This is a genomic window from Paenibacillus nasutitermitis, assembly GCF_014641075.1.
In the GTDB taxonomy this organism is placed as follows: domain Bacteria; phylum Bacillota; class Bacilli; order Paenibacillales; family Paenibacillaceae; genus Paenibacillus_Z; species Paenibacillus_Z nasutitermitis.
Genome location: NZ_BMHP01000002.1, coordinates 423,652 through 437,191 on the forward strand (window position 1 = coordinate 423,652; position 13,540 = coordinate 437,191).

A 13,540-nucleotide genomic window follows, 5' to 3' on the forward strand; every position below is an offset into this window, starting at 1 on the left:
TTATTCCTGCACGTAGGTATAATAAGCGCTTGACTCACGAACTGCCGTCTGATTCAAAGCTACCCCGACGATCCTGGCCTGCACGAACTGCAGCGCATCTCTTGCCTTGATCGCCTGCTGCTTCTTCACGCTGCGTGCATTGACCACCAGCAGAACGCCGTCGCAGCGGGTCGACATGATTTGCGCATCGCTTACAGCCAGCACCGGCGGCGTATCAATCAGCACAATATCATAGATGCCTCGCAGCTCCTCCAGCAGCTGATCCATCCTGCGAGAGCCCAGCAGTTCGGATGGATTGGGCGGAATCGAGCCCGAAGGCATCACATGCAGGTTATCGATATGGGTTGTTTGCGCCGCTTCCGAAGCGGAAGCCCGTCCTGACAGCACATCCGTCAAACCGCAGCGGTTGGACAGCCGGAAGCTCACATGCGCCGTAGGCTTGCGGAGATCGGCGTCTACCAGAAGCACTGTCTTCTCCGTTTGCGCATAAGCAACCGCCAGATTGTTGATCGTCGTGGTCTTGCCTTCCTTCGGATTCGCCGATGTGACCATCAATAGCTGAAGAGGACGATCCGCTTCCGCATATTGCAGATTCGTTCTCAAGGTCCGGTAGGATTCCGATATAGCCGACAACGGATTAAGATCCGTAATAATCGGTCTTTGGTCAATTTGCAGCATGCGTACTTTCACCTGCTTTCGCCGGATTAATGGATTGCTTCTGTTTCTTCCGCAAATCCCCCTGTTTGATCGAAGGAATAAGCACGAGGGTCGGAAGCCCCAAATAACGCTCAACGCTGACTTCATTGCGGATCGTATCATCGAAATAATCCAGCAGCAGCACAAAACCGATTCCAAACAAGAACGAGATGATAAAGCAAATGGCCATATTCAGCTTGGGATCGGGTTTAATCGGCGCCGGAAGCTTGTTCTCGTTTGCCATATGAAGCAAATAGACATTATCAACCTTCATGATCTTCGTAATCTGTTCCTGGAACACTTCTGAAATCGAATTCACGATTCGTACCGCCGATTTGTAGTTCGTGCTCGGATAAGCGAGCGTAACAACCTGCGTTCCGTTGACGGAGCTGAAGCTGATGTTCTTCATCAGTTCATCCGTTGTGACATTGAATTCGGGATGCTTGTTTACGACCATTTCCATGATGGCCGGTGTCCGGATGATTTCTTTGTACGTGTTGATCAGGCTGATGTTGGTATTAATGGCGTTCAGATCAAGCTGCAGCATGCCCGGCTTGTCGTTGGCAGAATTTACGATCAGCTTGGTATAAGCCTGATAAACCGGTTTTAAATAATAGAAGCTCACAATGCCCGAGGCGGCGGTACCCAAGATGACAATAGCAACCACAATCCAGATCCGTTTGAGAATCAGCGACAGATAATGCTTTAAATCCAGTTCCATATTCAATTTGAAACGTACCTCCACTCCTAGGTTTTGAAGATTGACCAGCCTGCGAACAACCGCATTGTCTTTCTTCTTCCCTGCATGGGTCTTCGTTTGACGGGCATATCATGAATGACAGACCGGGCATTCCGTTCGTAATAGTCCGTAAGCTCCGTTCCGAGCCTGGCAGACAGTGCTTTGTATGCGGCACGCAGCTCATAGGGTCGTGTGGATGCGTTATGCGCATCAGATGCGATCAAGTGAACCAGATTGCGTCTGCACAGCTCCCAAGCCAGTGCTTTTACTGGCTTGCCGAATCGGCCGGTTAACGAATGCGAGGTAATTTGGCATAATGCCCCATTTCCCACAAGGGTCACCAGCTTATCCGGATCAGCCGCAATTTCTGCGTTGCGTTCGGGATGGGCGATAATCGGCGTCCATCCGGCTATGCGCAGCTCATGAATCATTTCATCGAAACGATATGGCAAGCGCCCGGAAGGCATTTCCACAAGCACATAGGATGAATACCCAAGCGGGAGCAGGTTTCCAGTCTTCAGCCCGTCCAGTATTTCTTCATGCGCCCTTATCTCCTGGCCGCCCAAAACCCGAAGCGGTATCCCGCGTTCCTTAAGTTCACTATTCAAGTCGTCCACAGCCAGCAATATGTCTTTGGCTTTCGTATCATAACGCCCTATCCGGTAATGAGGCGTTGCGCAAACGACGGTTGCACCATCTTCTGCTGCGTAACCGGCCAATAAGACGGCTTCCTCCAGATCGGCTGGTCCGTCATCCAGTCCGTGCAGCAAATGACAATGGATGTCAATCACGATAAACACCTCCTGACTCGCAGCATTTATAAGAATGATAAAATTATGTCACAAAACGACGCATCAACAAGAGGGAATAAGGTAATATTTTGAAGTAGGTGTCTGTGTTTATTTTCGTATTGACCGAACATGCTATCGTCCCTATACAATAATGAGAATTTATTAATTTTGGATGGAATAATATGTAATTTATTCATATTTATAGAGGATTCATCCCTTAATATCGTCCTTTTGAATCGAACAAGGACTAGGTGGATGTGCTTGAATTAATCTTACAAATATCTTACAACTAAATTCAGAAATTCCTTGCCCCAGTTAGCTTCAACCCTCTTTTCTATGACTCTCGTTTCTCATCTCAAGGTGAGATTCTTCTGTTCCCGCTCTGCTTAATTAGGACTTATTATTCATAAATCCATAAACCAGGACTATACACCCTCTTTTTGTCAGACCATAATCTCCCTCGTTAACGATTTGTAAAATTGGGAAAAAATGAATTAATCCCGGTTCATGATCCCTAACACCTACAACGTTTGTAAGAAAACTAGTTCGTTTAAGAAAGAAATCCAATAAAATTGCAACAAAAAAACGCCTTAAACCAGGCGTTTCCGTTCATTTTTGATTAAAAAACAGGTGAATAATCCGGATTAATCCAATCTGCAATCAAGCCTTTTATTCCCCTGCTTTTAGAGTAAAGAAGAATCAGGTCTATAAGCTTACATAAAAATTACATTGATAATACATTAACTCCTTCATGGGAATGGCGTGTTTTTTAAACCACAAGAATAAACGGCTGCGCCTTCCTCTGGCGGCAAAGTTAGTTTCTTCCCTTAGACCTTATAGAAATTTATAAGAGTGAAACTTATAAATTCTATAAGGTTTAAAAAAGCATCGCTTCTCAGCGATGCCTTAATTCTTTCATTCTGTATTCATCTTCTATCTGCGATTCAGTTGCCTTCTTCTCCTGATTCATGAATCTGCACAAAGGAGAGGATCAAATCCTGCGGATAATCTCCAAATGAAGCCCCGAACAGGTTAAGGCCGTTCCGGTTCTGCGCATCCTCCGATACTTCAATCCGGACTCGGATCGGTTGATTGAATTTCAGATCCAGATCCAGCAGGGTCGTTTCCGACTTGCGTTCCTCCCCGATGTAACTGCCTGAATCCGTCACCCGCCATTCCACCAGCTTCCCGTACTGCGTGCCGCCATTCCATTTGGACGAAGTCAACTTTCCTTTGCGGTCGCCGTAATCCGCATCGATCGTAATCATGCCAGCTGGACAATCGTTGATAAACAAGGAAATATCCGAAGGCCAATTCATATCGAAGCCGGGTGCTTCCGCACATACCTCCGACTGGAATCGCAGCTCGCTGAAGGAAACTCCTGGAGGTACGGGATTGGCAAAATAATACTCTACAAAACCCGCTCCGCCGAACCACAGCAGCGAGGTTTCCGTCCGCTCCGGCATATAGAAGGCTCGGGGATCATCAACACAACCGATGTAGACCCCTTCCCTGTTCACCATTCCGCAATATGGTTCAATGGAACAACGCGAATACATGCCAATCGGCATATGAATCTCTTCCAGCTTGTGCAGACCTTCTCCACGCTTTGATGGCAGTTCCAGCAGAATCGAACGGCAGGTTACCGAGCATATCTTCTCCCGGTTGGCGCCAAGCATGGAGCTGACGAGCTGGGCATGCTCCAGCATTTGAATATTAATCGTAATGGTCGGCTGGGCTACGCCAAGGGTTTCGGCAAGCTGGGAAATACTCATGGACCGCTCGCCCAGTGTCTCAAGAATACGCAGTCTCAAATCACCGGACAAAGCTTTGGCTACATCAATAATCCGGGCAGCCGGGTAACGCTGTACGAATTCTGTCATCTCGCTCATTCATTTCGTTCCTCTCGGGGTGACTATCAATATCTAGTGTACAACGCAAATTTAATATTGTAAAAAACTTATACATATTGTCCATTACATATACTTATGATACGATAGCTGGAGAACTTTGTCATCCTTTTTCATAATGACCTGAGAGGTGTGTGTATCCTAATGTCTCAATTCGTTACCACTCAAACGGAGCTACTGCTCCCCCGTCCCGAGTTTCCAAGACCCGACTGGGAGCGCTCAGACTGGAACAACCTGAACGGAGAATGGTCCTTTCAATTTGATTCCCAGGATCAAGGGCGCAGCGAACAATGGTTTAGCGCTGATGCCCGTGCTTTTGATTCCATCATCACGGTTCCTTTCTCATGGGCCAGCCCGTTATCGGGAATCGGCAGCAGTGAGAAAGGCATTGCCTGGTACAGACGCCAGATTAGCTGGCAGCCGGCTGTTGCCGCTGCAAACGTATTCCTCCGTTTCGGCGCTGTCGATTATGCCTGCGAGGTGTGGGTCAACGGCATTGCTGTCGGTTCGCATACGGGCGGTTACGGAAACTTTGAATTTGATGTCACTTCTGTCTGGAATTATGAGGGGGATAATCTCATCGCTGTCCGGACTGAAGATTTTGAACATGATTATCAGGCACGAGGCAAGCAGGGTTACGGAGAAATCCGCGGAATTTGGCAGCCTGTCTGGCTGGAATCGCGCCCTGGCAGCTTTATCCGGAGCACTCGCTTCAATACGGCGATTGACGGCACTGTCAGCACACGCTCCTTGATCTCAGCCGCTCAGGCAGGCCAGGCTACTCTGGAATTCTCATTTGGTGATGGTGCGGTGTCCCATAAGGAGACCCTGACACTCGCGGAAGGCGATAATACCGTGGAAATCACCTTTAAGGTTGGAGATCCGCAGCTATGGAGTCCGGAGTCGCCTTATTTGTATGAAGGGCATATTTCATTAGATAGCGGATCGGGCGAAGATCGTGTAAGCAGTTATTTCGGCATACGTGAAATTTCCACGGCTTTGGCAGAGGACCGCAGCTACCGCTGGATCACCCTTAACGGCAAGCCCGTTTATCTGAACGGTACTTTGGATCAGTCCTTCCACCCAACGGGCTACTTTACTTATCCCACCGACCAGGAGATGCACGACGAAATCTACTTGATGAAGAAGCTCGGTCTAAATTTCGTCCGTATCCACATCAAGCCGGAAGAACCGCGCAAACTCTATTGGGCCGATATGCTTGGCATCCTCGTAATGGAGGATATGCCCTGCTTCTGGGGAGAACCCGGCGAGCAGGCCCGCGCCAGCTATGAGAGCGAAGCCCGCGAGATCATGGAACGCGATTACAACCACCCTTCCATATTCTCGTGGGTCATGTACAACGAGACATGGGGACTCAAAACAAACAGCAGCGAAAGCAGCCTGACCAGCCAGGAGGGAGCGGCCAACAATTATTTGCCGGATACGCAGGAGTGGGTGCGCCGTATGTATCATTGGGCCAAAGACCAAGATCCTACCCGGATTATCGAGGACAACTCTCCCTGCAACTATGACCATGTCGAATCCGATATCAACACCTGGCATTTCTATATCAATGGATATGAACAGCTTCAAGAACATGTCAATCATGTCGTGGAGAACACCTACGCAGGCTCCAGTTTCAACTATATCGGCGGTAATACGCAAAGCGATGCTCCGCTGATGAACAGCGAATGCGGCAATGTATGGGGCATCGAAGGCGGTGCGGGAGACAGCGATCTCTCCTGGCATTACCGTTATATGATGAATGAATTCCGCCGTCATGACAAAATGTGCGGCTTCGTCTTCACGGAGTTCCGCGATGTCATCAATGAATTCAACGGCTACTACCGGTTGGACGGTTCAGACAAGCAATTCGGCTACGAATGGTATGTCCCTGGCATGTCGCTTGCTGATCTGCATTCCCCCGACTTTATCGTAATCGATGCTCCCCCCTGCGAAACGGTGAAAAGCGGACAGCAGCTCTCCGTCAAGTTGTCGGGCTCCAGCTTCTCGGACCGGTACCACGGCCAATCGCTAACCCTTCAATGGGAGCTATGGCATGACAATCTGGGCATCCGCATGACGTCCGACTCGGGAAGCGCGTCAATTGAATGGAACGGTTATGGCGTGAAGCCGCTGCTTCCGCTTGCGGTTACCATGCCGGCATTCGACGCACTGGCTGTGCTTGCGATCCGGCTGCTGGCACCGGACGGTACGATCATTACCCGGAATTTCATTACGTTCGATGTGCGCAGCGGAGCTGCTCAAGGCCGTTATAATACGGATGGACAATGGACCAGCCTTCCTGTCGGCTCATTCACGGAGCAGCAGTGGGACTATAGCTGGAGCGCGCTCGAGGATCACAAAATCAACGGGACCGGAAGCGGCAGCTTTACGTATGAGATTGCGCTGCCTGATACAGCCACTCTACAGCAAGTGAGCCATGTCGAGCTGGTGTTCGAGGCCAGCGCGAAACGTCTGCTGGCCTACAATAAAGAGAAGCTGGGCTATAAGAAACATGATATCTCATACATGCACGGGGCCAAAGCCGATCCGGAATACAATCTCAACTCGTACCCGATGACTGGCACCAACCGCCAAGAGTCCAGACTGCGTATCGCCATCGACGGCGTGGAGATTGAATCTGTGCTGCTTACCAATGATCCGGCCGACAGCCGCGGCGCTTTATCCTGGCATTACCAGACCGAGCCGAACAAACTCCACGAAGCCGGCTCTTACGGTTATTTGGTCAAGGCCGTTATTCCAAGCACACTGGCCGCAAACATCAACCGAAACCGCAGCTTCAAACTGGAACTGCGTGCGGAGGATGGCGGGCTTGCCTTATACGGACGCAATGCCGGACGTTATCCGATCGACCTACTGGTCTGCTATCTATAACCGTTTCTGAAATCGCCGGGCTGCCCTTATTGGACTACGGGTTGCCCGACGAGCAAGTTCTCCCACATGAAGAAACGGCTGACGCCGACATTGCCGCGATGCAGGTTTCTTCCCTTAGCACGGTAAGGAAAATACTTATACTCTTCAAAAAAAAAGCTTTCCCGCTGCCGCCAGATAAGGCAGCTGAGGGAAGCTTTTTTGACTGCCGTCTTACCGGCGGCCTTCCATTCTGTCAAACCTGTCAACTGCGCCGCTGCGGTATCATCCAGCGGCCGTTCTTGATCCGTAGCGAAACAAGCGGCTCCGGCTGCGCTTCACCTTGACCGGGTGCCGATACAAAGCGGAACCTTCTAGCAAGTACCGCGAGGATCAGCCCCGCCTCCATCAGCGCAAACTGCGAGCCGATGCAGCCGCGCGCGCCTCCTCCGAACGGGAAATAAGCGAAGCGCGGCCATTGCGATGATCCGTCAGCGAACCGCTCCGGCCGGAAAACAGCGGCATCTTCGAACATCTGTTCATTGCGGTGAATGGCATATGGGCTGATCAGAAAACTGCTGTTCGCTGGAAAATGATCCCCCAGCATGTCGACCGCCTCCTCCGCTTCGCGAAGAATCGCCCAAGCAGGCGGATATAGCCGCAGCGTTTCCTGAATCACCTGCTTGGTATAGGTCAATCCACGGTATAACTCATAAGCTGATTGCCCCCCCGCTTATCTCCAAAGCGTTCAGCGGCAGTTCGCGAACCTCCTGATACAGCCGCTCATCCGCACTGCCCATTTGGTCCAAGGCATAAAAGGCCCATACCATCGCGTTGGCCGTTGTTTCATGGCCGGCCAACAGCATCGTCATCATCTGATCGCGGATCTCCTCGTCGCCAATAGGATGGCCATGCTCATCCTTTGTGTCGAGCAGCAATCCAAGCAGGCTGTCGGCATAAAATGCCGGGTTTCTGCGTGCAGCGGCGATTGTGTCGTATATCATATCTTCCAGAGAGCGAATTGCTTTCACATGTCTGCGGTTTCCCGGTGTCGGGACAGCAAGCGGAAGAATGAGGGGCGAGAAAATCGTTTTGGCGCTCAGTCTGATCGTATCGTCCACCGCCACCGCAAGCTCGGTCTTGGTCTCATTCAGTTCCGTGTTGAACATGCTCCTTGCGATGATTCCCAAGGTCAGCCGCATCATGACTTCATGCATGGGAACTGCTTCGCCTTCCTTGAGCGTATCGGCCAGCCGCTCGGTTTCTTCCACAACCACGCCGGCGTAAGACTGGATACGTTCCTTATAGAAAACCGGCATTAAGTATTTTTTCTGATGCTTATGGCTTGCATGCTCAGACGTCAACAGTCCGTCTCCGATCGTGCGGCGCAGCACATTGGAGCTTCTGCCCTTGCGAAAGCGTTCTTCCTGATGAACAAGAATTTCCTGTATAAAAGCAGGCGAATTCACAATAAAAGTAGGGCGAAGCGAGCTTGTCCGCAAGGACACCATTTCACCAACCGGCAGCGCGTCCACCAAAAATTGGAGCGGATCCCGCTGGAAGCTAAAAAAATTGGCAACTCTGGATGATGGAATTCCGACCACTCGGGTCATGCTGATCTCCCCTTCACATACCGGTCATATAGCTCCATCATAACGCCCTTCCGCTCAATCCTCAAATTTTATCCCGATCAGCCTGCAGCCTCTCCTCCAAAATAGCCACCGTTTGCGTCAGCTTAATAATCCGCTCACTCATCGATGAAGCTGCCATGGACAGATGCAGCAGGATAAATAAAGCGCCAATAATACCGAAGATATACAGCAGGGAAGGCGGATAATAAATGCCTGACAAGCCGGCCAGAAACTCCAGCAAGGATGGAAAGAGGGACAATACCGTCATTAGGATGCCGGTAACCAGCCATATCAGCGCATAACGCTCCTTCAATGTTCGTCGTCTGATAAAGAGCAGTACGGTTCCTGTAAATAACAGGCCTATTAGAAGCCCCATGCTGTTGATGCTCCCGCTCATGACTCCACCCCCCATTCCTTGCTGCCCCTGGTCCGTTCCATGCAGACGGCTAGTATCACTTTAGCCATATAATACACCGACTTGAGTGGTGAGATACTGGACACGCCAGATTGCCTTTCACTCATTCGAACCGGAACTTCATGGAATCGGAAACGATAACGATTAAGCGTCATTAAAGCCTCAACCTCAGGATAATCGGTGGAATATTCCTTTGCGAACAGGAGGATAGCCCTGCGGCTGCATAACCGGTAGCCTGAAGTAGGGTCCGTCACTTTGCGCCCGGTCAGCTTCGATACAATTGCTGCGAGCAGCCGGATCCCCGCCTGGCGCGCCATGCTGGATTGAAAGCCTTCGCCTGTCAGAAATCGTGAGCCTACGACCATATCTGCGTTATTTTGCCGCAATGCGGTCAATAATGCCAGACAATCCTCAGGGTTATGCTGGCCATCCCCGTCAATCTGGACGGCATAATCATATCCGCCGGCAGCCGCATACCGGTATCCCGTTTGCACCGCACCGCCAATCCCCAGATTATTGACCAAATTAACAACTCTTGCGCCGGCTTTGACTGCTTCCGCGCCAGTCGAGTCCAATGAACCGTCATTGACCACCAGGATGTCGGCGTTGGGAAGGGCATTTTTTACAAGCTTTACTGTAATCGCTATCCCTCCCGCTTCGTTATAAGCCGGGATGATAACAAGCAGCTTTATTTCTCTAAACTCCATCAAGGGATCTGGATTAACACGGGCATCTTCCGTCGCGGCAGCGGAACGAATATCCCTCATGACTGTTCCATCCAAATGGACAGCAGCATCACACCAAGGCAGCTTACACTCACGGAACCCCAGACTGCGGCAAATTTATTGCTTAGCCAGCCTCTTTTGATGGACCAGGCAACCAGCATCACAAACAATAAACAAATTATCATGATGAAGCTTCTCATCTGATTCTCCCCTTCTCGTTGGCAGACGTTTCTTGACTCTTAGTATAAGAGCCGATTCTTAACGACAAGGGAGAGTAAATCTTATCAGTTTCTTAAGATCTATGTCCGGCTAAGGCACGGGTCCGTTTATTTGCTGGCTGCGGACCGAAGCGTGACTGTAAATTCTGTTTTGCGCTTGGCGCTCGTTGCCTTGATGGTTCCCCCGTGCAGCTCCACAATGCTTCTGGCGATGGCCAGGCCGAGCCCGCTTCCGCCGGTCTCTTTGGAACGGGACGCATCGACACGGTAAAACCGCTCAAACAGATGGGGCAAATGATTAGCAGGGATCGGCTCGCCATAATTGCGGAAAATAATAGCGGTCTGACCTTGCTCCTCGCCCATCTCAATATCCAGATACAGGCCCTCGCGCCCATACCGGATCGCATTGGTCATTAAATTCTCGAACAGGCGGAGCAGCAGCTCGGGATCGCCTTCCACCACAAGTGGCGCAGATGCCGCATGCACCCTGCAGGCCATGCCCGCCGCATCCAGCGCAGGCACGAATTCATCCGCCAACTGCTGCAGGAAAGGAACCAGATCAATCCGCTCCAGCTGCAGCGGAAGATCACTGCTGGTCACACGCGTATATTCGAACAAATCATCGATCAGTTTCTCCAGCACAAGCGATTTCTCATAAGCGATACTCACATATTGACGCAGCTCAGGTTCATCCCGGTAGCGGTCTTGCTCGATATATTCCAGAAATCCCAGCACGGAAGTAAGCGGGGTCCGCAGATCATGCGATACCCCGGTAATCAGATCATTGCGCGCCTGTACCGCTGCCCGCTCCTCCGCTTGCGACTGGCTTAGCCGCAGCGTCATCTCATTTACAGTCCTCGCAACCTGCCCCAGCTCATCAGAGGTTGTAACCGGAATGCGATGCGACAAATCACCTTCGGCGATTTTCTGGAGTCCGGAGGTGATTAATTCGATGTAACGGATCATTTTGCGGGAGAAAACAAAAAAGAACAGAAGGAACAGGAAACAGCCCGTGACTGACATCACGGGGACCGAACCGATTCGGTTAATAATCCAGCGCAGCAGAGAGGTCAGAGGAAAGGAGGATGACGGATTGAAACGGATCAGTTGGGTAGCCAAAAAATAACTGATCCCCAGTACCACTCCCAAGGAAGCGAGACTGGCCAGAAAAGCAAGCAGAAATTTCCATAGGAAGGTTTGAAACAATTTGGGTCTCATAATGTCCGTTTTCCTTTCGGATACAGCCGTCTCACGTTATAGATTATCGAATTTGTAGCCGACGCCCCATACCGTTTTGATGTACCGCGGCTTGCGCGGATCGGCTTCGATTTTTTCGCGGATCTTGCGTATATGCACCATAACCGTATTGTTCGCTTCAAAAAAAGCATCCTTCCAAACCTTCTCATAAATATTCTCGATGCTGAAAACAATGCCCCGGTTGCGAGCAAGCAATTCGACAATCGCAAATTCCCGTGGAGTCAGCTTGACCGGTTCCCCCTCCACCGTAATCTCATGGGTAGATGAATTGATCATAAGACCGTCAATGACGACGCTGTCGCTTCCCGCCTGTGGCGGCGAGTATTTGCTGTAACGGCGAAGCTGGCTTTTGATTCTCGCGATCAGCTCGAGGGGACTGAAGGGCTTGGTCACATAATCATCCGCCCCTATGCTGAGTCCTGTGATCTTATCGATTTCCTGACCTTTGGCTGAGAGGAAAATAATCGGCATGTCGCCTGTCTCGCGAATTTTCAGGCAGGTGTCGATTCCGTTCATGCCTGGCATCATAATGTCCAGCACAATGAGGTCCACGGTCTCCCGCTTTACAATGTCCAACGCTTCCTCACCGCTTCCCGCGGTAAGAAGACGAAAGTTTTCCTGCAGCAAATAAATTTGCATCAGCTTGATGATTTCAGTTTCATCGTCGACGAGCAGCAACGTTTTCGTATTCACTGGAATGACGCCCTTTCATGGATTCGTTCCATTATAACAATCCCGGGTAATCTTTTCACATCCTTAATTCTTATCTTTTTCTTAATAAGCTGCAATGAAGGACTATCGCGCGCTGTTCTACCCGTCTATCTGTAAATACCCGCCAAAAAAAGCGCCGCTTAACGGCGCTCTACTGCATCTCTTTAGCAAACCTGCTGACCCTCGCATACGGCCTGGACTGCTTCCTAAGGAACTTTAATAACGAAGGGAACCAGAAAGGTCTCTCCCTTCCGCTTGAACTCGCCCCAGACCTTATAGATGCCGCCCTCTGGAAATGAGGTCATGAATTTGGCGTCCGGTCCTCCGGCTTTCTCTTCCATCGGATGAACATGCAAATACTTCTGCACCTCACTGTTTAGAATGACCACATGTCCAACCGCACCCAGATAAGGCTCAAGATCCTTTATCGGCTCATGCGATCTTGCATCGGTCAAATGGAAGGTCAATTCCAAATCCATTCCGGCCATCAAATGGTCGTATGTCAATTCAACCTTAACGCCGTTAACGGTCTTGACCAGGATTTTGTCCGGTTCGACCGGCACAGCCTTGGAGGCCGTCCCCCGTACAGCCACCCATGTGCTGTTATTGACCGCTGACCCTCCTGCCGGCATATAATCTGCGATCAGCTTGTAATCGCCGGCTGCCGGGAACGCCGTTTTAACTTGAAATTGTCCATTGCCGTTATATACAGGGTGGATATGATCGAAAGAAGCAAGATCCCGACTCACAACGATCAAATGCATCTGTTTCTCATGATTAATATCAAATTCCTTCACCGGCTTGCCACGCTCATCGTCAATCTGCACCGTGATTGTGGTTGTCTTCCCTGGCTGCGGATTCTCGTCCGACAGCTTCCAGGCGGCAATCGTCTTGATCTTCGGACTGTCAAATGCCACATGGCCCCCGTGGTTCATTTGCATCATTTCATGGTTGTGATTCATTGTGGTTTTTGGAACCGGCTCTTCATGATGCCCGAATCTGGAGCATGCTGCTGTCAGACTAACGGCAGCAATTAACAAAGTTAGCCCTATTAGTCTCATCCTTACCTCCACGACATTTTCACTTGTTCTTCCTCGGTTGCCTTGCCGTCCTTCTCAGTTACGCCTGCTCTTCTCTATATGGTACCCCCGTGGGGTATATTTATACCCAAGAAGAAACGGCTAACGCCGTCCTTTCCAGCGAAGCAAGTTTCTTCACTTAGAAATAATACTTAACCTTACCTATACAAAAAAAGGGAGCCGCCAGCAGGCGGCTCCGGATCTTCAAACCACATCATAACCTTGATCTTCAATGGCTTCCTTGATTGCAGCAAGTGATAGAAGGGATTTGTCGTAATCAACACTTACCTCCTCCTTAGCCAAATCCACTTTGGCGGAAGCGCCTAATGCCTTGACAGCCCCTTCGACCGAATTCACGCAATGATTGCAGGACATTCCCTTTACATGCAATTGAATATGTTCCATGCCGGTTCCTCCTCCTGGACGTAACGAGCCGCCAGAAATTTTTTCTTCATCGTGATGGTAGGATGACTCTTGCATCGCCCATCATTCGC

At 50.3% G+C, this 13,540-nt stretch carries 14 protein-coding genes; 1 reads left to right on the forward strand and 13 read right to left on the reverse strand.

The features are described from left to right. The 4 genes from IEY46_RS11955 to IEY46_RS11970 all read right to left on the reverse strand — a co-directional run bounded on the left by IEY46_RS11955 (position 1) and on the right by IEY46_RS11970 (position 4,118). Positions 1-678, reverse strand: coding sequence for a CpsD/CapB family tyrosine-protein kinase (locus IEY46_RS11955; RefSeq protein ID WP_188992238.1), 678 nt, complete (start codon positions 676-678; stop codon positions 1-3). Further along, on the reverse strand, positions 665-1,417 hold the full coding sequence (locus IEY46_RS11960; protein WP_229750378.1) for a YveK family protein: 753 nt from the start codon (positions 1,415-1,417) through the stop codon (positions 665-667). The genes IEY46_RS11955 and IEY46_RS11960 overlap by 14 nt, the downstream gene beginning before the upstream one ends. 26 nt (positions 1,418-1,443) lie before the next feature. Beyond that, positions 1,444-2,226, reverse strand: coding sequence for a tyrosine-protein phosphatase (locus IEY46_RS11965; RefSeq protein ID WP_188992240.1), 783 nt, complete (start codon positions 2,224-2,226; stop codon positions 1,444-1,446). A gap of 944 nt (positions 2,227-3,170) precedes the next feature. Continuing rightward, complete coding sequence (locus tag IEY46_RS11970; protein ID WP_188992241.1) at positions 3,171-4,118, reverse strand: ArsR/SmtB family transcription factor; 948 nt, start codon at positions 4,116-4,118, stop codon at positions 3,171-3,173. A gap of 162 nt (positions 4,119-4,280) precedes the next feature. Here IEY46_RS11970 and IEY46_RS11975 point away from each other — a divergent pair, with 162 nt between their 5' ends. After that, positions 4,281-7,034, forward strand: coding sequence for a glycoside hydrolase family 2 protein (locus IEY46_RS11975; RefSeq protein ID WP_188992242.1), 2,754 nt, complete (start codon positions 4,281-4,283; stop codon positions 7,032-7,034). Positions 7,035-7,275: 241 nt separating this feature from the next. On the opposite strand, the gene IEY46_RS36755 is transcribed toward IEY46_RS11975, so the two are convergent. From IEY46_RS36755 to IEY46_RS12020, 9 genes are all read right to left on the reverse strand, one after another. Next, positions 7,276-7,707 (reverse strand): cytochrome P450, encoded by a 432-nt coding sequence (locus tag IEY46_RS36755; protein ID WP_268239506.1) that lies wholly within the window; start codon positions 7,705-7,707, stop codon positions 7,276-7,278. A gap of 13 nt (positions 7,708-7,720) precedes the next feature. Then, positions 7,721-8,623 carry a cytochrome P450 gene (locus tag IEY46_RS36760; RefSeq protein WP_268239507.1) on the reverse strand — a complete coding sequence of 301 codons (903 nt, stop codon included), beginning with the start codon at positions 8,621-8,623 and terminating at the stop codon, positions 7,721-7,723. 61 nt (positions 8,624-8,684) lie between these two features. Next, on the reverse strand, positions 8,685-9,038 hold the full coding sequence (locus tag IEY46_RS11990; RefSeq protein ID WP_188992244.1) for a DUF2304 domain-containing protein: 354 nt from the start codon (positions 9,036-9,038) through the stop codon (positions 8,685-8,687). Further along, positions 9,035-9,823, reverse strand: coding sequence for a glycosyltransferase family 2 protein (locus IEY46_RS11995; RefSeq protein WP_229750256.1), 789 nt, complete (start codon positions 9,821-9,823; stop codon positions 9,035-9,037). Before IEY46_RS11995 ends, IEY46_RS11990 begins: the two co-directional genes overlap by 4 nt. Then, entirely contained in the window at positions 9,820-9,981 is a 162-nt protein-coding gene (locus IEY46_RS12000) for a hypothetical protein (protein WP_229750257.1), read from the reverse strand. Before IEY46_RS12000 ends, IEY46_RS11995 begins: the two co-directional genes overlap by 4 nt. A 126-nt stretch (positions 9,982-10,107) precedes the next feature. Next, positions 10,108-11,217 (reverse strand): sensor histidine kinase, encoded by a 1,110-nt coding sequence (locus IEY46_RS12005; protein ID WP_188992246.1) that lies wholly within the window; start codon positions 11,215-11,217, stop codon positions 10,108-10,110. Positions 11,218-11,253: 36 nt separating this feature from the next. Beyond that, positions 11,254-11,949 (reverse strand): response regulator transcription factor, encoded by a 696-nt coding sequence (locus tag IEY46_RS12010; protein WP_188992247.1) that lies wholly within the window; start codon positions 11,947-11,949, stop codon positions 11,254-11,256. A gap of 224 nt (positions 11,950-12,173) precedes the next feature. Continuing rightward, positions 12,174-13,028, reverse strand: a complete 855-nt coding sequence (locus IEY46_RS12015) for a DUF8832 domain-containing protein (protein WP_188992248.1) — start codon at positions 13,026-13,028, stop codon at positions 12,174-12,176. A gap of 222 nt (positions 13,029-13,250) precedes the next feature. Beyond that, positions 13,251-13,451: a copper ion binding protein gene (locus tag IEY46_RS12020; RefSeq protein ID WP_188992249.1), complete on the reverse strand. Its 201-nt coding sequence runs from the start codon at positions 13,449-13,451 to the stop codon at positions 13,251-13,253. Between the last annotated feature and the right edge of the window lie 89 nt (positions 13,452-13,540).

Excerpts from the sequence above, each read along its gene's own strand:
- IEY46_RS11955 (WP_188992238.1), bottom strand. The coding sequence starts at position 678 with ATGCTGCAAATTGACCAAAGACCGATTATTACGGATCTTAATCCGTTG.
- IEY46_RS11960 (WP_229750378.1), bottom strand. The coding sequence starts at position 1,417 with ATGGAACTGGATTTAAAGCATTATCTGTCGCTGATTCTCAAACGGATC.
- IEY46_RS11970 (WP_188992241.1), bottom strand. The coding sequence starts at position 4,118 with ATGAGCGAGATGACAGAATTCGTACAGCGTTACCCGGCTGCCCGGATT.
- IEY46_RS11975 (WP_188992242.1), top strand. The coding sequence starts at position 4,281 with ATGTCTCAATTCGTTACCACTCAAACGGAGCTACTGCTCCCCCGTCCC.
- IEY46_RS36760 (WP_268239507.1), bottom strand. The coding sequence starts at position 8,623 with ATGACCCGAGTGGTCGGAATTCCATCATCCAGAGTTGCCAATTTTTTT.
- IEY46_RS11990 (WP_188992244.1), bottom strand. The coding sequence starts at position 9,038 with ATGAGCGGGAGCATCAACAGCATGGGGCTTCTAATAGGCCTGTTATTT.
- IEY46_RS11995 (WP_229750256.1), bottom strand. The coding sequence starts at position 9,823 with ATGAGGGATATTCGTTCCGCTGCCGCGACGGAAGATGCCCGTGTTAAT.
- IEY46_RS12000 (WP_229750257.1), bottom strand. The coding sequence starts at position 9,981 with ATGAGAAGCTTCATCATGATAATTTGTTTATTGTTTGTGATGCTGGTT.
- IEY46_RS12005 (WP_188992246.1), bottom strand. The coding sequence starts at position 11,217 with ATGAGACCCAAATTGTTTCAAACCTTCCTATGGAAATTTCTGCTTGCT.
- IEY46_RS12015 (WP_188992248.1), bottom strand. The coding sequence starts at position 13,028 with ATGAGACTAATAGGGCTAACTTTGTTAATTGCTGCCGTTAGTCTGACA.
- IEY46_RS12020 (WP_188992249.1), bottom strand. The coding sequence starts at position 13,451 with ATGGAACATATTCAATTGCATGTAAAGGGAATGTCCTGCAATCATTGC.